Origin of the sequence: Nocardia cyriacigeorgica (assembly GCF_005863245.1) — a bacterium.
GTDB classification, from domain to species: domain Bacteria; phylum Actinomycetota; class Actinomycetes; order Mycobacteriales; family Mycobacteriaceae; genus Nocardia; species Nocardia cyriacigeorgica_C.
The window spans coordinates 54,948-75,368 of sequence record NZ_VBUT01000005.1 but is presented as its reverse complement, the minus strand read 5'-3'; the positions used below and the strand labels follow the sequence as shown (position 1 = coordinate 75,368).

At 67.9% G+C, this 20,421-nt stretch carries 14 protein-coding genes; 6 read left to right on the top strand and 8 right to left on the bottom strand.

Translation table 11 applies throughout. From position 1 onward, the window contains the following. Window positions 1–9: 9 nt before the first annotated feature. Window positions 10–351 carry a DUF397 domain-containing protein gene (locus FEK34_RS13505; protein WP_138448230.1) on the bottom strand — a complete coding sequence of 114 codons (342 nt, stop codon included), beginning with the start codon at window positions 349–351 and terminating at the stop codon, window positions 10–12. A 90-nt stretch (window positions 352–441) separates the two neighbouring features. Continuing rightward, the gene (locus FEK34_RS13500; protein WP_138448229.1) at window positions 442–1,302 is read right to left on the bottom strand and encodes a DUF5753 domain-containing protein; all 861 of its coding nucleotides are present in this window, start codon (window positions 1,300–1,302) and stop codon (window positions 442–444) included. A 427-nt stretch (window positions 1,303–1,729) separates the two neighbouring features. On the opposite strand from FEK34_RS13500, the gene FEK34_RS13490 reads away from it, so the two are divergent. From FEK34_RS13490 to FEK34_RS13475, 4 genes are all read left to right on the top strand, one after another. Then, window positions 1,730–1,936 carry a hypothetical protein gene (locus FEK34_RS13490; RefSeq protein WP_138448227.1) on the top strand — a complete coding sequence of 69 codons (207 nt, stop codon included), beginning with the start codon at window positions 1,730–1,732 and terminating at the stop codon, window positions 1,934–1,936. A gap of 178 nt (window positions 1,937–2,114) precedes the next feature. Then, window positions 2,115–2,309: a hypothetical protein gene (locus tag FEK34_RS13485; RefSeq protein ID WP_138448226.1), complete on the top strand. Its 195-nt coding sequence runs from the start codon at window positions 2,115–2,117 to the stop codon at window positions 2,307–2,309. Window positions 2,310–2,348: 39 nt separating this feature from the next. After that, window positions 2,349–2,966: a LysE family translocator gene (locus tag FEK34_RS13480; RefSeq protein ID WP_138448225.1), complete on the top strand. Its 618-nt coding sequence runs from the start codon at window positions 2,349–2,351 to the stop codon at window positions 2,964–2,966. A 163-nt stretch (window positions 2,967–3,129) separates the two neighbouring features. Then, window positions 3,130–4,695, top strand: coding sequence for an alpha/beta hydrolase (locus FEK34_RS13475; protein WP_249359107.1), 1,566 nt, complete (start codon window positions 3,130–3,132; stop codon window positions 4,693–4,695). Window positions 4,696–4,801: 106 nt separating this feature from the next. On the opposite strand, the gene FEK34_RS13470 is transcribed toward FEK34_RS13475, so the two are convergent. Further along, on the bottom strand, window positions 4,802–5,368 hold the full coding sequence (locus tag FEK34_RS13470) for a hypothetical protein (RefSeq protein ID WP_249359105.1): 567 nt from the start codon (window positions 5,366–5,368) through the stop codon (window positions 4,802–4,804). 387 nt (window positions 5,369–5,755) lie between these two features. On the opposite strand from FEK34_RS13470, the gene msrA reads away from it, so the two are divergent. Continuing rightward, window positions 5,756–6,271, top strand: coding sequence for a peptide-methionine (S)-S-oxide reductase MsrA (gene msrA / locus FEK34_RS13465; protein ID WP_138448224.1), 516 nt, complete (start codon window positions 5,756–5,758; stop codon window positions 6,269–6,271). A 114-nt stretch (window positions 6,272–6,385) separates the two neighbouring features. Here the strand turns inward: msrA and FEK34_RS13460 are convergent, their stop codons facing one another. The 4 genes from FEK34_RS13460 to FEK34_RS13445 are packed head-to-tail and all read right to left on the bottom strand — an operon-like array spanning window position 6,386 to window position 16,400. Next, the gene (locus FEK34_RS13460; RefSeq protein ID WP_138448223.1) at window positions 6,386–7,816 is read right to left on the bottom strand and encodes an MFS transporter; all 1,431 of its coding nucleotides are present in this window, start codon (window positions 7,814–7,816) and stop codon (window positions 6,386–6,388) included. After that, window positions 7,813–8,511, bottom strand: coding sequence for a hypothetical protein (locus tag FEK34_RS13455; protein WP_138448222.1), 699 nt, complete (start codon window positions 8,509–8,511; stop codon window positions 7,813–7,815). Before FEK34_RS13455 ends, FEK34_RS13460 begins: the two co-directional genes overlap by 4 nt. Window positions 8,512–8,524: 13 nt before the next feature. After that, window positions 8,525–9,928, bottom strand: coding sequence for a condensation domain-containing protein (locus tag FEK34_RS13450; RefSeq protein ID WP_138448221.1), 1,404 nt, complete (start codon window positions 9,926–9,928; stop codon window positions 8,525–8,527). A gap of 10 nt (window positions 9,929–9,938) precedes the next feature. Next, window positions 9,939–16,400, bottom strand: a complete 6,462-nt coding sequence (locus tag FEK34_RS13445) for a type I polyketide synthase (RefSeq protein ID WP_138448220.1) — start codon at window positions 16,398–16,400, stop codon at window positions 9,939–9,941. 584 nt (window positions 16,401–16,984) lie between these two features. On the opposite strand from FEK34_RS13445, the gene FEK34_RS13440 reads away from it, so the two are divergent. Further along, window positions 16,985–19,198, top strand: a complete 2,214-nt coding sequence (locus FEK34_RS13440; protein WP_138448219.1) for an MMPL family transporter — start codon at window positions 16,985–16,987, stop codon at window positions 19,196–19,198. 118 nt (window positions 19,199–19,316) lie between these two features. Here the strand turns inward: FEK34_RS13440 and FEK34_RS13435 are convergent, their stop codons facing one another. Beyond that, window positions 19,317–20,417, bottom strand: a complete 1,101-nt coding sequence (locus FEK34_RS13435) for an alpha/beta hydrolase (RefSeq protein WP_432760953.1) — start codon at window positions 20,415–20,417, stop codon at window positions 19,317–19,319. Between the last annotated feature and the right edge of the window lie 4 nt (window positions 20,418–20,421).

Genomic DNA, 20,421 nt, shown 5'->3' with positions numbered 1-20,421 from the left:
TTCTCGCGGCTATACCGCGGCGAACTCCCCCACCGCGATACCCGACACGAAGGCCTCCCATTCGGCCTTCGTAAACCGCAGCGACACCCCACCGAAAGACACAACCACCCCATCCACACCCCGAGCCACCACCGGCAACCCGGTCCCCGCCGGGGACTCGCCGTCGACAACGCTGTCCAGAAACACCCCCCACCGCGCGGCCGGCACCTCGATCACCGGCTGCCGAGCCGGATCGGCCCCAGGAACACGCAGGTACTTACTGTCGCGCATCAGCACCGACTCACCGGAGAAACGGACCTCCACGCACGTATGCTCCGAGCCTGAGAATGACGACTTAAACCACGAGCGCATAGGCGCGATCCTACTGGTCCATACGGAACAAAAAGTTGCCGGATCTGGCACAGACAATGCCGGCCTGGGCACCGTACGCGCCCGGATCGGTCACAGAATCTGGCGTTCGACCTCCCGGATGAGCTGAACCGACTCATCGGGACCCAGTGCCGAGGACCGCGCACGGGCGTACTGGTACTTCAACTGTTCGATCATCCGCGGGTCATCGATGAGTTCGGCGTATACCGCGGATTCGAGCCACGCCACTGTCGGCAGGCGGGGACTGTCGAAGTCCAGCAGATGGACGGTTGCCGCGTTCACGGCCGCACTGCCCTCGGCGGTGAACGGGATGACCCGGAGGTCGATCGTGTCCGGGTATCGCTCCACCATGTCTGCGATGTGGCGCAGCTGCGCGCGCTGCACCTCCGGCCCGCCCACCTGCTGCATCAGCGCCGCTTGGCCCACTACCACGGTCAGGCGAAGTCGATCGTCGCCCGTCAGTCGCTCTTGCCGCCGGAGGCGTGCCTGTACGCGCTGTTCGGATTCTGCGGGTTTCGTCGCGACAATCGAAGTGGTCAGGGCGCGAACATAGTCCTCGGTCTGGAGCAACCCAGGAATCACTCCGCTCTCGTAGCTATTGATCGACGATGCACCGTGCTCGAGCCCGAAATATCGAAACGTGTCCTCGCCGAACAGGGCCGAGTATTGGTTCCACCATCCCCTGTCCTTCGCGGTAGCGCGCAGTGCGAGCAACTCCTCGCGCTCGTCCGCGCCGACCTCGAGGAGATCGAGCAGCGCGGACAACTTGCTCTCGGTCATGACGCCCTTGAAGTTCACGACCTGCGACCGGTAGGTCGCGCCGATACCAAGGGTCTTCTGGATGACGCCCGAAGTCACGCCGAGTTCCTTCGCGCGTTGGCGAACGCGAAGCATCAGTTCCCAACCCGCAACGGTTGGAGAGATCGGCGCCATGGGTCTCCCTAGCTCGAGTGGCTATGCGATGCGCAGGAGCAGCATACCGGAATCCATAGAGACATTGATTACTGAATTTCAGTACTGTACCTTCACTATCCGTAGGCTTCAGGCTCGTAAGTCACCACGCACTCGAAGGGGATCGAGGAACGATGTCGGTGCAGGTAGTCAATGGCGTTCGGCTCATCAGCGACCGGTGCGCGCATCAGGCGCGGTCGGTCGGACAGGGCGGGTGGGTGGTGTCGTTCCTACCGGGGCGCACGCTCAACCTCGAGCAGGCGGTCGCCGCACTGCATGTCGCCGAGTTTGCTTGCGGTGCAGCGAATTCAGCTCAGGCGCTCGGGCTGACTGTTCGCGAGGCTGTGCATCTCGCCTCGAGCGAACCGGCGTGGCCCTCTCGTTCGTTCCGTCACGAGCGGAGGCACCGGTGAACCGGTCCTCGCTCGATACGTACGGGCTGCCCATCACCGATCATCAACGCGTGCCGGTCATGACGATCACGCTTGCGCACTCGGTGATGCAGCGCCATATCGACTGCCCTATCTCGATTTGCCCGCTCAAACAGCAAGCAAAGGCCCGCCTTGTCGACGCACAGCGCATGGTGCCCGCCGACCGACCGCGTATGGGCTACTGACCAACGACACCGAGGTACCGATGCTGCCCGACCTGCCGCGACGCACTCCCGGTCGCACCGACATTCCCGCGCCGAAACGTCGACGCCCTTGCCCTACACCGGAAGTCGCCACACTCCAGCGGATCGCCGACGCCCTCCGGCAATCATCCGTCACAGACCCCGACCATCGAAGGCACCAATGAGCGACCCACTTCGGCGCACTCCCAACGCCACCCGCCTCAGCTTCCTGATGGCCCGCGCCCGCCGAGCCGGCTACCAGCTGATCGCGGAACCGAAACAACCCGACCGATGGACGCTGGTCGACCTCGACGACGGTGAGCGGTTGTTCGAATGCGCCTCCCTCACCGAAATCGAACGGTACCTGCGTGAATAGCGCTATTCGCTGCGCCCGGTGGGGGTTAATGTGGCGGAGATGAGCATCGAATTCGTGGTGACTACGCTCGTCATCGTCGCGACTCCCGGCACCGGCGTGCTGTACACCATCGCGGCGGGTTTGTCGCACGGCGTCAGGGCCAGTGTGATCGCCGCCTTCGGGTGCACGCTCGGCATTGTTCCGCATATGGTCGCGGCGATCACGGGTGTGGCGGCGATTCTCAATGCCAGCGCGGTTGCGTTCCACACCCTGAAGTACCTCGGCGTCGCCTACCTGGTGTACATGGCGTGGACCACGTTTCGGGACAAGGGCGTGCTCGCGCTTCCAGTGCAGACCGAGAACGCCCTTCCCTCCGCACGCAAGGTGATCGTTTCGGCCGTGCTGCTCAATATCCTGAACCCGAAGCTCACCATCTTCTTCTTCGCGTTCCTGCCCCAGTTCGTGCCCTCCGGCGCGCCGAACGCGCTGGGGCGCATGCTGGAACTCAGCGGCATGTTCATGCTCGCCACATTCGTGGTGTTCGCGATCTACGGTGCCTGCGCGGCCGGACTGCGCCAACAGGTCATCTCCCGGCCCGCCGTGGTGATGTGGATGCGCCGCGTCTTCGGCGCATCCTTTCTCGCGCTCGCAGGCCGCCTCGCAACACAGAACCAGTGATCCCGCGGCTGCGCGCATCGGCCGGATGTGCCTCAGCGGCCAGGAGCTGCCCCACGCCGGATAGGTGGCGTACCTACTCCGGGTAGATGTCGGCCTGAACTCCGGGGTCGATGTCGATCCAAAGGAGGATGCTCGGGCGGGCGCGGCCGCGGATCATCGAGGCATGCGGTGGACCACAGCTGTTTTCGCGCTGGTGATGGCGCTGGTAGTCGCGGGATGCGCGGATTCCGGGCGACAGGACTCGGCTCGACCGGATTCCGGTGCGGCGCAGCGCGAACGGCTGGTCGCGGAGGCCGACGCCGCGCCCACTCCACGGCTGGACTGGGGCCGGTGTGATGAGCCCGGGCTCGAACGGTACGAGTGTGCGCGGGCGCAGGTTCCGCTGGACTATGCGCGACCGGACGGGGAGACGATCTCACTGGCGGTGATTCGCCGTCCCGCGGCCGATCCGGCGCGGCGGATCGGGACGGTGTTCGGTGCGGTCGGCGGACCTGGTGGATCCGGTTACGACTGGGCTCGGGATTCCGATCTGCTGTCGGGTGAGCTCGCGCAACGATTCGATGTGGTGACCTTCGATCAGCGTGGAATCGGGCGCAGTGGGCAGGTCAGGTGTTTCGCTGACGACGCTGCGCAGCAACAGTTCTGGGACGCTCTACGGATCCCGCCGGTGAATGCCGACCAGGAAAGGGCTGCCGCGGCGGCGGCTCGGGAACTGGCCGCGGAATGCGCCGAGCACAGCGGCGCCATACTCCCCTATCTGACCAGCGTCGACGCGGCGCGCGACCTCGACCTGCTGCGGCGCGCTGTCGGCGAGTCGCAGATGAACTACTTCGGGTACTCCTACGCCAGCTACCTGGGACAGGTGTACGGAGTGCTGTTCCCCGAGCGGGTGCGGGCGTTGCAGCTCGGTTCCATGATCGACCCGCAGCGCTACACCAACGACAGTGTCACCGCGCTCGGTGACGCCGCCGCGGGCACCGAAGAGGTGCTCACCGAATTTCTCAGGCTGTGCGAGGCGGGCGGGACCGGTGCGTGTGCCTTCGCCGGTGCGGACGTACGGCAGCGGCATACCGCGCTGCTGGATCGGCTCGAGCAGGCCCCGATCGTCATCGGGTCGGGCACCGACACACTGGCATTCAGCTACCACGACCTGATGTTGGTCCACGCGGCCTTGCTCTACGACCCCGATCAGGGGTGGTCCGCGCTGGCTCAGCTGTTGGCCGAGCTCGAACGCGGCACGCTGGGCGATCCGGCCGCCGCTCGCGCGGTGCTGGCGCAGGCGCCGTTCAGCTACGACTTCCTCGAATCCTTCGTCGCGATCACCTGCGCCGACAACACACTGCCCCGCGATCCGGACCGCTGGCCCGAACTCACCCGCGAACTCGACCGGACCGCACCCACTTTCGGCGGGTACTGGCTGTATCCGCTGCAAGCCTGCGCCTCGTGGCCCCTGCCCGAACAGGGCTATCCGCAGCGCTACACGGGACCATGGACGTTGCGGACGCAGACCCCGGCGCTGCTGATCAACAACCGGTTCGACCCCGCCACTCCTTTGCCGGCCGCCCAGCGGGCGCAGGAGGCTCTCGGCCACGCCCACCTGATGGCGATTCCCGGCTATGGCCACAATCCGACCAGCCCATGCGTGCAGGCCGTCCGGGAGCGCTATCTGATCGATCTGACCATGCCCGATAGCGGCTGCCCGGCGGCCCACGTGCCGTTCACGAACTGAACTCGCGTACCCGCCCGCCACGGTCGCCACGACTGCGGTGCGGCAGCAGTACTGCCGAACCCGCAGGAGCCGACGCGATCGGCGACGTGGGCCGATGATGCGGAAACTACGGCGTGGCGAATCCGATCAGGGCTCCGATCCCGGCACCGATCGGCACCGTGACCAGGGCGCCGACGCCACCGAGGAAGAATCCGAGGACCGCGCCGATTCCGGCGCCGATGAGCGCCCCGACACCGGCGTTGTGCTGTTTGCGGGCCAGGGTGGCCGCGTCGTCGTCGACGAAGGAGGCGAGGCGGTCGGTGGTGGCGGCGGGCGCGCCGACCGGGGTGAGGGTGAGGGTCCGGCCGGCGTCGGTGATCTGCGGCGTGAGGCCGAATTTGTGACCGTCGGCGACGAAGGCCATCGGGAGCGTGAGGACGACCCGGCCGGTGCCATCGGTGAGGGTGACGGCTGTGCCGCCCGCGGTCAGCGCGAATCCGCCCTGGTCGACGGTGGCGGCGACGGCCGTGCCATCGGCGGTCGGCGCGGCGGTGTAGCCGATGCCTTGTTCGGCGCCCTGCACCGCGATGGTTTCGATGGCCGGTGACGCCGGGTGAGCGTGAACGACGCCGGTGGTCGCTCCGAGCATTCCGATGGCGAGTACAGCGGTGGCGGTGAAGCGTTTGACTCTCATCTGATCCCCACTTGTCGGTGCGGCGCGACGGCCGATACGTCCCCTGGAGCCGAATGACGGCCCGTTTCATTGTCATCGATATGCTGTTGCGCCACAAGGGTGTTCGCCGAGGAGTAGCTATCCAAGGACAGGCGGAAGCACTCGGAGGATGCCCGGCGTCCACCGGCGCGACAGCGCGGTCGCGCACTGTCCGCCGAGGGCCGGCCGCGCTCCGGCCGAGGCCCGTCGCACCCTGTCCGGCCGAGCCCCCCGCACGCTGGTCCTTGCCGCTGCCCCCGCGGTGCGGAATTATCCGGTGGATCGACATGTTCTACGGGTCGACCGGAAGGCCGGGTGCAGCACGGACCCGGACCTCGGCAAACGGGACGGTGAGGAGAAGGAGACGGCATGAGCAATCCACGGAAAGCGGTGCTGGCGGGCGGATGCTTCTGGGGGATGCAGGACCTGATCCGCAAGCAGCCCGGCGTGCTGTCGACCCGCGTCGGCTACACCGGCGGCAGCAATGACCACCCCACCTATCGCAATCATCCCGGGCATGCCGAGGCCGTGGAGATCGTCTACGACCCGGATCAGACCGATTACCGCGCCCTGCTGGAATTCTTCTTCCAGATCCACGACCCCACCACCAAGGATCGCCAGGGCAACGACATCGGCACCAGCTACCGGTCGGCCATCTTCTACCTCGACGAGGACCAGCGCCGGACCGCGCTGGAGACCATCGCCGACGTCGAGGATTCCGGGCTGTGGCCGGGCAAGGTGGTCACCGAGGTGACCCCGGCGAGTGAGTTCTGGGAGGCCGAGCCCGAACACCAGGACTACCTCGAGCGCTTCCCTGATGGCTACACCTGCCATTTCCCGCGTCCGGGCTGGAAGCTGCCCAAGCGCAGTACGGCCGCGCAATAGTCCATCACCGCCCGCCATCGGATCCGGCCCGAATGCCGCCGAGCGGGCGGTGAGAACCCCGCAGACACATCCGGTGCGCGGCGATCGAGCTGATCCGCAGAAGGACGCCGTCGGCTACTCGACCCGAGAACGGTCGGCGGCCTCCGGCATCGCCAGCGTCAACGCACCCAGCGCCACCGCAACGACCGCTATCGCCGCCATCATGGTGATCGTGCCGCCGATGGTGTGCGAGCCGAAGAACAGCGTCGTCAGCACCGCGAGCCCGACGGCGTTACCCACCTGCTCGATGGTCGGCAGCACACCGGAGGCCTCCGCCATACGGTCCGCGTCCAACCCGGACAGCATGATCGGCTGCAACTGCACCCCGAAAATGCCGACACCGAACCCCGAGGCGAACACCGGACCCGCCCACAGCAGCGCATTGATCTCGCCACCGCTGAGGTGCAGGTATATCGCACCCGCGGCCATGCACCCACCGAACAGCGCGATCCCTGCCGCGAGGACGCGAATCCCCCAGCGCTGCACGAGAAACAGCGAACCGACGGCTCCGGTGCCCGCACCGAGGGCGAACAGCGTCATCACCAGCCCGGTGTGCCACGGCGAATAGCCGAGCACATCCTGCATGGTGATCGAGGCGGCGAAGACGAAAGCGGTGAACAGCCCGAAGAACGCGCCGACCAGCACGGATCCGATGCGGAAGCCGCGGTCGGCGAACAGGTCCAGCCGAACCAACGGAAGCCCGCCCCGTCCGGCCTGCCTACGCTGATGGATCACAAACATTGCCGTCACCGCGAAACCGATCGCGAGCAGCGCGACCAGCTCCCAGCCCCACCCGCGCTGCTGGATCTCGGCGAGCGCGAATATCAGCGCGAACAATCCGGCCGTGGACAGCGCCACCCCGGCCAGGTCGAGCCGTTCCCGACCGGCCGGGCGGCCCATCCGCAAGTACCGCCATGCCAGCCCGAAGGCGAGCACTCCGATGGGCAAGTTGATCAGGAACACCGACCGCCAACCCCAGCCGCCGATATCGAGGGTGATCAGCGCACCGCCGACGATCGGCCCGAGCATCCCGGCGAACCCGGCGACGCCCCCGTACAGCGCGAACACCAGCGGATGACGTTCACGGGGAAAGCTGGCGGTGAGGATGGCGATCGTCTGCGCCGCCATCCCGGCACCCGCCGCGCCTTGGATCACGCGGGCGAGCACCAGCTCTGTCGCCCCGGTGGCCAGCCCGCACCAGATCGAGGCGGCGGTGAACGCGGCCACCGAAACCAAGAACATCGCCCGGCGGCCCACCATGGCCCCGACCCGGGCGGCGGTGAGCAGCGTGCAGGCGAAGGCCAGCGAATACCCGGAGATCACCAGCAGCTGCGCCGACCGCGACGCGTGCAGATCGGCGGTGAGGTCCGGCAGCGCGGTGTTGACGATGGTCACGTCGATCATCTGCATGAACACCGCGATCAGGCAGCCGGCGAAGGCCAGCCAGGCCGGTAGCTCCGTGCGCACCTGCTGCCGCAGCGTCGCCGGATCCGGCACCATCGTCATGCCGTGAGCTCCATGAGCGCGCGCTGCCCCGACAGCGCCAGCTGGGTGGGAAAGCTCATCCGCACCAGCCGATGCGGCGGCGCCTCCTCGAAGTGGGCGATGAACGGCGGCAAGATCCCGCCGATCACCTTGTCCAGCAGCATGTTCACCTGTGCGAACCCCGGCCGCAACCGCACCTGCCAGCAGGGCACGCTGCCCGCGGGCACCTCGACGACAAGGCGCTTTTCGATCTTGGCGATCAGTGGCCAATGCACCGAGAACGCCAGCCACACGTCGATCTGCTCCACATGGCCCTCGGCGAAGTCGAGTCCGCGCAGCAGCGTCAGCCCGCCGGCGATCGGCATGATGTTCAGCGGAAACGGCGCCGGTCCCGCGCCGAGTTGCAGGTGCGTGGTATGCAGGAAGGTCGCTTCTTCCCGCGAGACCACCATGCTCCCCGACCGGGTTTCGGCCCGGTAGTGCTCGGCCCGCAGCCGCTCGCCCGCCCGTTTGAACCGCTGCTCGATCGTCATGGACAGATCGGTGCCCGCGCGCCCGGCCCCGCCGATACGGGCCTCGACCGTCGACAGGTACCCGCCCGGCTCCCGGACGATGAGATTGGTCATCTCGAAGCCCTGCGGCTGATCGGCGGGCCGGACCGAATACACCGACTTCTCGCCGTCGGGAATCCACGGATCCCGGAACACGGTGGGCACATATCCTCCTGGGTCAGCGGGATTCCGCGGTCGCGGCGATCGCCACGAACACCGATTTCATCGCGGCGACATAGCGTTCCACCGAGGCGTGCGCGACCTCGGTGCCGGGATAGATGACGCTCAACCAGGTCCCCGTCGGCAGCCGGTTGATCCAGATGAGCACCTCCTCCGAGGCGGCGCGGTTGGCGTATACGCCCGCGGTGATCTCGTCGAAGAACTCGTGTCCGGCGAAATCCCTGGCGTCGATGAACGAGATCATCGGGGTGACCCAGCCCGGTTCGGCCTTGATCTCGGAATCGGCGGGCAGCAGTTCCAGCACGCGGTGGAAGGACGTGGGCGCCAGCCGCAGCCCGTTCTCGTAGGCGCGCTGGGCGATGGTCAGCGCCCGGGTGTACGTGGTGGACGGGCCGAGTGGGAACGCCACCGGCACCAGCGTCACGTACCAGCCGACCGAATTGCCTTCGGCCGCCGAGGTCCTGGTACTGATCGGCGTCATTCCGAAGTAGTAGTCGGAATCGGTGAGTTCGCGTTCGGCCAGCGCCGCGGCCGCGAACGCGCCGCCGACGAATTCGGCGTCGTGCGCGCGGCACACCTGCTCGAACCTGGCCGCGTCGTCCTCGTCCAGCAGCAGGATGCTGCGGTGGGCGCTGCGGTTGTATCCGTCGGATCGTTTGCCGAGATCCAGCGGAAACGACGGCAGCCGATTATCGTTGCCGCGCAACAACTCCAGCCATTTACGCACACCCGGTGACGACAAGGTCAGCCGGTCGCTGTGCGCGCGTTCGGCGATGCAGTAGTCCAGGTAGCTCGCCGCGGGCGGCAGCGGCTCCGCCGCACCCCACATCTGCCCCGCGTACAGCTGTGCGAAGTCCGAGGCGGACAGGTATTGACCCAATCCGTCGGTGTGCAGATGGTCGACGGCGAGGTACACCGTGGTCGATTCGCCGTGCTCGATCGCACCGAAGGTGAAGCAATCCCATTGGAACGGCCCCGGAGTCGTCTTCTCCACATGGGTGCGAATGGATTCCGGGTCGTCGATCCGGCCGTAATCGATCGGAACGAACTCGACCGCGTCCTCGGGCACCAGATGCCGCCGCACCGTCCCGCCCGGTTCGATGGCGAACCAGGTGCGGAAGGTGTCGTGCCGCAAGAGGAACTGGTGGATCACCCGGGTCATCGCGTCCCGGTCCAGGTCGCCGATCGGGATCTCCGCGGTGACCAGGCACAGCCCGGAGAACCGGAATTCGGCGTGCGCGTGCCGGTCGGCCAGCCGCAGATACTGCTCCTGTTGCAGCGACGGCGGCGCCGGATGCACCGGCGCCTGTTGCGCCCGTTCGAGCGACCGCGGCGAGGCGACCCAGGTGATGAGCCGGCCGGGCGCGGGCGTCCATTCATCGATGAGACCGAAATCGACCATGTCGGCGCCCCTACCGCGCCACGGCCATGGACGATTCGTCGACGATCTCGCTCGCCGTCGCGCCGTTGCCGTTCGCGTGCGCGGCACCGTCGTCGCTGTGGCCGTTCGTGGCGGCGACCACCACCGGCGCTTCCGGCACCGGCTGCGACTGCCCCGCCTCGTGCGCGAGGATCAGCTCGGCCACCTTCGGACCGGCCTGTTCCAGGCTGAACGAGCGCCCCATCTGCAACGACATCAGGTCGATGCCGAGGGTCTTGGTGACGCGGGCGCCCAACTCCACCGCCATCAGCGAGTCCAGGCCCAGTTCGGGCACCGGAACCGTCATGTCGATCGACTCCACCGGCACACCCATGACCACGGCCAGTTCCTCGGCCATCTTGCGGGCGATGTAGGGGCCGCGCTTGGTCTCCTCCATGGCCGCCAGTTCCTCGCGCAGCCGCGCCAGCTCCGAGGTGTCCTTGGCCGAGGCCTTGGCCAGGGCGATGGTGCGGCCGGTGCGGGCCAGCTGCGGGAAGGTGCCGGTCAGTTTGGCCCAGTCGGTGGGGATGATCGCCGCACGCGAGACGCCCAGTCGCAGGGTCTGCTCCATGTAGGCGGTGGCGTCGGCCATGTCGATCGGCCCGAAACCGACCAGGTCGAGGTACTTTTCGGCGGTTTCGTCGGCGGCCATGCCACCGGTGGCGCCGGACAGATGGCCCCAGCCGATGCACAGCGCCCGCTCACCTGCCCGCGACCACTGCTCCGCCAGTGCCTCCACCGCGACATTGGCCGCGCAGTAGTTGTACTGGCCGTAGATGCCGTACATCGAACCGCCCGAGGAGCACAGCACGAACATGTCCAGGGTGATCCCGGCGTCGGCGACGGCCTGATGCACCACCTGCGCGCCGTGCACCTTCGGCCGGTACACCTTGTCCAGCTGCTCGAACTCCATTTTCGAGATGCGGTTGTCGGCCACCGCGCCCGCGGCATGGAACACCCCGCGCAGCGGATGATCGTCGCTGTGGTTGCGGGCGATGACCTCGGCGATCGCGTCCGCGTCGGTGACGTCGGCGAGTTCTTCGATCACCTCGATGCCGACAGTGCGCCACGCCTCGAGCTGCTGGCGCGCCTCCTCGGTGGCAGGCCCGCGCCGCCCGAGCAGCACCAGCCTGCGCGCACCACGCAAGGCCAGCCAGCGCCCGATCGCCAAGCCGAACCCACCGAATCCGCCGGTGACCAGATAGCTTGCGGTGTCGCTGATCTCGATCTCGGGCAGGTAGGGCCGCACCGGCGGCTGCGGTGAATCCATCCGCAACGCGATCCGGGCCGGACGCGAGGAGCGCAGCGTCTCTTCGAACGCCTTGCTCACCTCTTCGGTTTCGTACAGCTGGTACGGCAGCGGCGTGTAAGTGCCGTCGGTGACCTTCTCGAACACCCGCTCCAGCAGCCGGGCCAGCCGCTGCGGCTGCACCGCGACCAGCCGGTCCAGGTCCATCGAGTAGTAGGCGAGGTTCTTGTCGAAGTTGGCCAGCTCCAGCAGGCCGCCGGTGTAGATATCGGCCTTGCCGACCTCGACGATGCGGCCGAATTCGGCGGCGGCATTGAAGTTCTGCCGCAGGATCTCCCCCGGTGCGCTGCTGACGATCACGTCGGCGCCCGCGCCGCCGGTCAGGGCCAGCACATCGTCGACGAAGTTGAGCGAACGGGAATTCACCGCGTAGTCGGCGCCGAGGGCCAGCACATGGGCGCGCCGTTCGTCGGTGCTCGCGGTGCCGATGATGCGGGCGCCGCGCGCCTTCGCCACCTGGATGGCGGCCGTGCCGACACCGCCGGCCGCGCCGTGGATCAGCACCGTCTCCCCTGGTTCCAGCCGGGCCAGGTCCAGCAGCGCGTATTCGGCGGTGCCGAAGGCGATGGTGCTGGTGCAGTGAGCGGGATCGGTGTCGGCGGGCAGCACGACGGCGAGCTGACGGTCCACCACGGCGTAGCGGCGCATCATGCCTTTGGACGCCACCGCCACCAGATCACCGACCGCGACGTCATCGACGCCGGCGCCGACCCGGACCACGGTCCCGACGCCTTCCATGCCTGGCACGGTGCCGAAGTAGGTCGGTGCCAGCTCGCGTTCGCCGAGCAGCCCGATGATCTTGAGCGGGTCCTTGTAGTTGAGGCCGATGACCTGCATCCGAACTTCGATCTGACCGGTTCCCGGTGCCGTGCGCGGGCATTCACGCCAGGCCAGCGCCGACAGCAGCCGGTTGCGCGGGATGTCGAGGGTGAAGTTCGCCTCCGGATCGGTCAGCGGTGTCGTCGCATCCAGTTGTTCGAGCCGGTCCGGCAGCGGCTTGGTGACCACCGGCGCCCAGCGTTTGCCGTCGCGCAACAGCACCTCGTCGCAGTTGTCGTGCGAGAAGGCGCCGGGCACGGCCAGTTCGGCCACCAGGTCGGCGATCGCGGTGCCGGGCTCGAGGTCGATGAGCCGCCACCGCAGCGGGGTCTGCTCGTTGAGCAGCACGCGCCGGGCGCCTGCCAGTGCGGCCTGGCGCGGGTTCGGCTGGACCTGGCTGTCAGGCAGGGTGAACGCGCCTTCGGTGACCAGGGTGCAGTGGACGACGCCGTCACCGAAGACCGATTGCGGGGTGTCGGCGCCCTCGACGGGTGGGTTGGCGAATTCGTCCACCGCGACCGCGAGCCGCTTCAACGTCCACAGGTCGGCCATATCGTCGTCGACGGTGCCCGCGACGATGCAGACGTGTAGCCGGTCGGTGCCGTCGGCTTTGGCGGCCGCCAGGTTCGCGACCAGGTCGGCTTCCAGTGATTCCCCGGCCGGATCGGCGATGTAGAGCCGGGAACCGGGCAGCGCGGCCGCGAGTTCGCCCGCGCGGCTGCCCGCGCCGAGCGCCACGATGACCGTGGACACCGACCCGGCGTCGGCGAGCGCCGCCGGGTCGATCGGGTCCCGCTCCTCCATGGTGTCGCTGTAGTAGAAGTCGGCCATCCGGTGCATCGGGCTGTCGCCGGGCTTGAGCGCGCCGATCTGCAATCCGGTCAGCCTGGCGACCAGCAGGTGATCGGAGTCGAGCAGATCCACATCGGCCCGCAGCCTGGCGTTCGGGTCGCGGCGGACGACGACGGTGATCTTGTCCGGCAGGTCGGCCAGCAGGCGAACGGCGGCCACACCCACGGGCACCATCACGCCCTCGTTGATGCGTTCGTCGGCGAACAACAGCGCCGCGCACTGCATGGCGGCGTCGATGACGGCGGGGTGGGCGAGGTGACCGGAATCGGCGGCGATCGAGCCGTCGACCGTGGCGACCACCGCGTCGCGGCCGACCCGCACCGAGGTCACCCGCTGGAACGACGGACCGTACTGCAAGCCCGCCGCGGCCAGACCGGAGTAGAACATCGCCGGGTCCACGTCCACGCCGACGTCGATGCTGGGTACCCGCACCACGGTCTGCTCATGGCTGCCGGTCAAGGTCCGCCCGGAGGCGTGCACCGTCCACGCGGTGCCGGTGGCGCTGCGCGATCTGATCAGGAACCGGCCGCTGGCCTCCTCGACGCTCAATGCGACCAGGGGCACGTCGGGTGCGCCCATGATCAGTGGTGCGATGAACCGGACCCCTTCCAGGGCGACCTGTTTGGCGCCGATCCGGGAGGCGGTGGCGCTGAGCGCGGCGTCGAGGTAGGCGGCGCCGGGCATGATCTTGATGCCGTTGACGACGTGGTCCGACAGCCACGGCAGCAGCTCGGTGCCCACCTGCAACAACCATTCGGGACGGCCCTCGACATCCGGATCACCCAGCATCGCATAGGAATTCGGGGTGCCGAGGCGTGCCTGTTCGAACAGTGGCAGCGCCGAATGCAGCCGGGTGCGCTGCCATGGGTAGCGCGGCAGCGGCAGATGCGGGGTGGCCGGGCGGTCCGGCGGGAACAGCAGATCGCGATCGAGCACACCGGCGGCATGCAGGCCGATCAGGGTGCGACGCAGGCTCACCGCATCGGGCTGCTCGCGGTCCAGGGTCGCGACCGTCGTGCCGTTGACGTCGGCGCCGAGCATCGCCTCGCGAATATTGCCCGACAGCACCGGATGCGGGCCGACCTCGAGGAAGACGCGGCTACCGGCGGCGGTCAGCGCGCTGATGGCGTCGTGGAACCGCACCGGCTGGCGCACATTCGACCACCAGTACTCGGCATTCCAGTCGCCCTCGGTGACCAGTGCGCCGGTGACCGTGGAGTACAGCGGCACGGTCGGCGCCTGCGGTTTCAGCTCGGCAAGCACCTCACGCAGTTCGGCCTCGATCGGCTCCATCAGCCTGCTGTGATAGGGCACCTCCACGCGCAGCCGACGGGCGAAAACGCCGTCCTCGGTGAGCTTTTCGGCCAGTTCGTCCAATCGCTGCACGTCACCGGAGAGGGTGAGCGCGGTGGGGCTGTTGACGGCGGCGATATCGATACGCGGATCGTCGCCGATGAGCTCGAGCGCCTGCTCCTTGCTCAGACCGACCGCGAGCATGCCGCCGGTGCCTGCCGTGGTCGCCTGCAATCGGGCCCGATGGTAGGCCACCCGCACCGCGTCCTTCAGCGACAGCATCCCGCTGATATAGGCCGCCGACACCTCGCCGACGCTGTGCCCGACGATCGCGGCGGGCGTGATCCCGTACTGCGCCAACTCGCGCACGAGCCCGACCTGCACCAGGAAGTTGGCCGGCTGCGCCACCTCGGTGCGGGCGACCCGCGACTGCTCCTCGGGCTTGCGCAGCTCCTCGATGATCGACCAGCCCGCGATGGCCCGGAACTCGGCGTCGACCTCCGCGGCGGCCTCGGCGAACGCGCCGCCGTCGGCGAGCAGTTCGCGGCCCATCTTCCAGTGCTGCGGGCCCATACCGGAGAACACGAACACCGGTTCGGCGGCACGGGAGATGATCGTCTTGGAGGCGTCACGGCCTTCACCGCCCGCGTAGGCGCGCAGTTCATGGATCAGGTCATCGGTGGAATCGCCGAGCAGCACACCGGTGCGGTACGGGTGATGCGCCATCCGGGTCCAGGCCGCTTCGGCGAGATGATCGGGGTCGGCGCCGGCGCTGAGCAGATCGGCGAAACGTCCGGCCAGCGCGCGTGCCGCGGCCGTGCTGCGGGCGGAGATGGGCAGGATGCCCAAGTGGGTGTGGGTTCTCTCGGGGTCCGGTTGCGGTGGTGCGCCGGTGTATTCCTGCAAGATGGCGTGGGCATTGGTGCCGCCGTAGCCGAAGCCGTTGACCGCCACCGACATCGGCGGTGCGTCGGCGGGCAGCGGCTGCGCCTCGGTCTGCACGTGCAGACCGAGCTCCTCGAAGGGAATGTCCGGGTTCTGCTTCTCCAGCCAGCCCTGCGGTGGCAGCGTGCGATGTTTGATGGCCAGCGCCGCCTTGATGACGCTGGCGACACCGGCGGCGGCCTCGGTGTGCCCGATGGTCGCCTTCACCGAGCCCACGCCCACAGTGCCGGTGCGCCCGGTCGCCGCGCCGAATACCTGGCCCAGCGCCCGCAATTCGACCGGATCACCGACCAGCGTGCCCGTGCCGTGCGCCTCGAGGTAGGTGATGGATTCCGGCGCCAGCCCCGACCGCTCGCACACCGAACGCGCCAGCGCCTCCTGCGAATCGACATTGGGCACGGTGATCGCGGTGGTGCGACCGTCCTGATTCGATCCGGTCGCCTTGACCACCGCGTAGATCCGGTCGCCGTCACGCACGGCGGCATCGAGCTTCTTCAGCACCACCATGCCCGCACCCTCGCCGCGACCGTAGCCGTCTGCGGAGGCGTCGAAGGATTTGCAGCGGCCGTCGGCGGCGAGGAACCCACCCTTGCACATCAGCACGAAGGTCTCCGGCTGCAACATCACATTGACCCCACCGGCCAGCGCCACTTCGCAGTCGTCGTTGTCGAGCGCCTGGCAGGCCAGATGGAACGCGACCAGCGAGGACGAGCACGCCGTATCGACGGTGATCGCCGGGCCGACGAGATTGAGCGCGTAGGCGATCCGGTTCGACAGCATCGTGTAGGACGCGCTGGCGGGAGTGTGCATATCGGTGTGGAACAGCGCGGGCCCGACCACGCCGATCACCGACTGGTCCACCACGAATCCGCCGACGTACACCCCGACCGACGAGCCGGCCGCGCGTCCGGCGTATCCGGCGTCGTCGAGCGCTTCCCAGGTGACCTCGAGCATCAGCCGCTGCTGCGGGTCGAGCACCGTCGCCTCACGCGGTGAGATGCCGAAGAAGTCGGGGTCGAACTCCCACGGATCGGTGGTCATGAAGGCGCCGCGCTTGGTGTAGGAGCGGCCAGGCGTGCGCGGCTCGGGGTCGTAGTAGCGGCGGTAGTCCCAGCGGTCGGCCGGCATGTCGACGACGCCGTCCCGCTTGTCGATCACGAAATCCCAGAAGGTCTCCGGTGAATCGATTCCACCCGCGAATCGACAACCGATACCCACGATAGCGATATCAGACACACATTCCTCCGGTGTCTCGGTAGCGGTGATCACCGCAACGTTTCCTCGGCGATCACACTCGTCTCATGCGGCCCTACGCAGTCGACCGATGGGGCCCAAACTATGACCGGACGAAACGATAGGGAAACGATTCGACCGAGGTTGGGGAACTCCACGGGCACATACCGGCGCGGCTTGTGATGGTCCACCAGTCCACTGCCGGCGCACTGCACCGCGAAATCCCCCGGTTACTGCGAAGAGCCACGAATTCCGCAGTTCAGGACAGCATTCCGTGGCGGACCGGTCCGCAGGCGCACGCCCCCTTGACGGCACCCGGCGCACCGATGCACATGCGTCACAACCGATTACACCCCCGTGTTGTGACGTCACGGAAACCAGCACTGTCCGGCTCGGAACGCCCCGGCCCGAGTTGTATCGTCGCGTCGATCATCATGCACACAGCCGGAAGCCTCGATTATTCATCGCTGCCGGTGGTGAATTCGTGAATACATATTCGTCCCGCCTTGTCCGATGACGCCCGGCGGAATCGGCGTCGTGTGGCGGCGGACCGGGCCGAACCGCGCAAGGAATATGGGAGGCGGCAATTGTTCGCCGAATTGACACAGTGGGCCGATGTGGTGGTGCGGCGGCGTTTCACCGTCATCGGGGTGATGGTGGCCGGACTGCTGGCCCTCGGCTGGTACGGGCTCGGGCTCGGCGGGCAGCTCAGTTCCAGCGGCTGGGACGATCCGGGCTCGGAGTCGGTGCGGGCGGCGCACTTGCGCGATGAAGTGTTCGGCACCGACCACAGCGCCGATGTGCTGCTGCTGTTCCACGCTCCCGAGGGCACCGCCATCGACGATCCGGCCTTCGCCGACCCGATCGTGGCGTGGCTGAACGAGTTGCCGCAACGGTTCCCCGAGCAGATCGACCGCGTCAACGGCGCCTATTGGCCGACCGAGACCGGCGTGGCCATGCCCGATATCTTCGGCACCGACGACCGCAGGCATGCCTTCGCGTCGGTCGCGATCAGCGGCAGCGACGACACCGTCCAGATGCGCAACTTCCGTACCGTCGCACCAGCTCTCACGCTGCCCGGCGTCGATATGGAAGTCGCCGGTGGGCAGGCCGTGGCCGGCGCGTTGAACGACACCATGGCTCACGATCAGCGGCGCATGGAGCTGTTCGCCATCCCGGCGGTGGCGGTACTGCTGTTCTTCCTGTTCGGCGGGGTCGTGGCCGCGGCGCTGCCGCTGATCGTCGGCGGGCTCACCGTGCTCGGGGCGTGGGGCCTGCTGCGGCTGCTCACCACGGTGACCGAGGTGAATTCGTTTGTATCCCCGGTGGTTTCGATGGTCGGGCTCGGATTGGCCATCGACTACGGGTTGTTCGTGCTGAGCCGGTTCCGGGAAGAGCTGGCCGACGGCCGCGCGGTCGACGACGCGGTGCGCCGGTCGGTGCGGACCGCGGGACGGACGGTGCTGTTCTCGGCCACCATCGTGGTCGTCGCGGCGGGTGCCATCCTGGTCTTCCCGCAAGGGTTCCTGAAATCCTTCGCCTACGGCGCGATCATCACCATCTCGCTGGCCGCGCTCACTTCGATCACCGTGTTACCCGCCATGTTGGCCGTCCTCGGCCGCCGAGTGGACCGATTCGGCGTCTCCTGGTTCCGCAAAACCACCGCCCCGAACCAGGAGCCGGACAATGTGTGGGGCCGCATCGCGGGCCGCGTCATGAAACGGCCGCTGGCGGTGGGGATCGTCGTCTGTCTCGGGTTGCTGCTGCTGATCCTGCCCATGCGCAACCTCACCTTCGGCTCGATCAACGAGCGGTTCCTGCCCCCGGACCATCCGACTCGACTGGCCCAGCAGCATTTCGACGAACTGTTCCCGCTGCGCCAGATCGACCCGATCGACCTGGTCATCGTCACCTTCGACACCGGTGCGGGTGAGACGGTCCTGGCCCGCGCCAACCAGGCGCCGGGCCTGGCCGCACCGTTCCCGGACCTGATGCAGCGCCCCGCCCAGCCCAATGTGTTCGCCACGCAGACCGTGCTCGGCGCCTCGGGCGACGCCGGGGAGACCATCGACTACCTGCGCTCGATGCCGCTACCGGCGGGCACGACCCTGCTGGTCGGCGGTCAGCCCGCGATCGAGAAGGACAGCATCGACGCGCTCGTCGAGCGGATGCCGTACATGATCGCGCTGGTCTTCCTGGCCACCACCGTCCTGATGGCGCTGACGTTCGGGTCGCTGGTGCTTCCGGTGCAGGCGGCCGCACTGAACCTGCTCGGCCTCGGCGCCACACTCGGCGTGCTGACCTGGGTGTTCATCGACGGTCACGGCGCGGATCTGCTCGGTTTCACGCCGCAGCCGATCATGGCGCTGGTGCTGGTGGTGATCGTGTCGGTGATCTACGGGCTGTCCACCGACTACGAGATATTCCTACTGTCCCGCATCGTCGAAGCACGAGCCGCCGGCCTGTCCACCACCGACGCGATCCGCGCCGGCGTCGCCCACACCGGCCGGATCATCACCGCGGCCGCGTTGATCCTGCTGGTCGTCACCGGCGCGTTCGCGCTCTCGGATCTGGTGATGATGCAGTACATCGCCTTCGGGATGGTGACAGCGCTGCTCATCGACGCCACGGTGCTGCGGGTGCTGCTGGTACCGGCGAGCATGCGACTGCTCGGTGAGGCCTGCTGGTGGGCGCCGAAGTGGATGCGGCGGGTGCCGCGCGCGGCTGTGGTCGAGAAGGAACCCGCGGCCGCGTCCTCCGGTGACGCGGACCCGGCGCCGGCGGCGGGTGGGCTGCGCTGAGCCGACCGCGTTCACGCGCACCGGCATCCAGTTCGTTCGGCGGCGGGAGCCTCCGGATGACCGCTCACCGTTCGGATTTCGGTCGTGATCAGCGCCCGACCAGGCGAGTGAGGCGCCCTCACTCGGTGATCGCGGCCTCGATCATCGGCCACGAGTTGTGCAGGTCCTGTTGCCAGTAACCCCAGGAATGGGTGCCGCTGGGGCGGATGTCGACGGTGGCGGGAATGTTCAATTCGCGCAGCCGGTCTCGCAGCTGCTGGGTGCAGGCGTGGGCGACGGCGTCCAGCATCCCGCCGAGCGCGATCTGATCGGCGAGTTTCACCGGGTCGCCGTGGATTCCCGGCCCGTCGAGCGTGTCGAGCGGACCCGGCCATCCGGTGCCGGAGGCGACGTAGATAGCGGTGCCGCGTAGCTCGCCGGCGCGCAGGTAGGGGTCGTTGGCCGCCCACAGCGGATCCGACGGTGGTCCCCACATATTCGCCGGATTGCCTTGCTTGCCCAGCACCACGCTATTCACCAGCGCCTGACCGCGCGGGTCGCTGGTGCGCACACAACCGCTGTAGGAGGCGATGGCGCGGAACTTCCCCGGCGCGTCGATCGCCAGCCCGAAGACCGCAGACGCCGCCATCGACAACCCCGCCACCGCGTTCACGCCGGTGGTCCCGAACGCGGAGTCGATCACCGCGGGCAGTTCGTCGGTGAGGAAGGTCGTCCACCGATGACGGCCCAGCCGGGGATCGTCGGCGCGCCAGTCGGTATAGAAGCTGGCGCCACCGCCGACCGGCATCACCACATTGACCTGCTTACCGGCGAAGAACTCGACGGCATCGGTGGTGGTGAACCAATTCTTGCTCATCGTCCACGCGCCGTTCTCGTCGCCGCCGTCGACGCCGTTGAGCAGATACAGCGTCGGCGCGGGCCGCGAACTGTCCGCGGCCGGAAGCACTTCGACCGTGATGGGCCTGCCCATCGCGGCAGAATAGACCGTCAGATCGAGGACCCGTCCCGGGCCCTGCGCCGCGGTCAGCAGCCGTGAACCATTGTCGGCGGGCCGGGCCGCCTCCATCGCGCGCACCGGGATCGGCTGATCGGCGGGCGGTTCGGGGACACCCGTCGACCGGCCCTGCGAACCGCCGAGGGCGAGAGCGAGTGTCAGTACGAGGACGTAGGAGCCGCGTACCCAGGTGCGGTGGCCCCGGCCGCCGGTGCGGACTTCCACTCGG